The sequence below is a fragment of the Neisseria sp. P0001.S005 genome, assembly GCF_051963715.1.
On sequence record NZ_JBQCTZ010001147.1, the window covers coordinates 1 to 218 of the forward strand.

At 51.8% G+C, this 218-nt stretch carries 1 protein-coding gene; it reads right to left on the minus strand.

The genetic code is table 11. The features are described 5' to 3' along the window. On the minus strand, nucleotides 1-218 hold a 218-nt coding region (gene rplM / locus ACTHSP_RS24355), incomplete at both ends, for a 50S ribosomal protein L13 (protein ID WP_440347258.1).

Below are 218 nucleotides of genomic sequence, written 5' to 3' on the forward strand. Positions count from 1 at the left end.
TCGCGGAAAGTACGCTCGTAGATGCCGCCTGGGAAACCAGAGTGACGGAAGTATTTTTTGTCTTCGAATTTAGCACCGGTCACGCGCAGTTTGTCTGCATTGATAACGATGATGTAGTCACCAGTATCAACGTGAGGGGTATATTCGGGTTTGTGTTTGCCGCGCAGACGGTGTGCGACTTCGGCTGCGACACGACCCAGAACTTTGTCTTCTGCGTC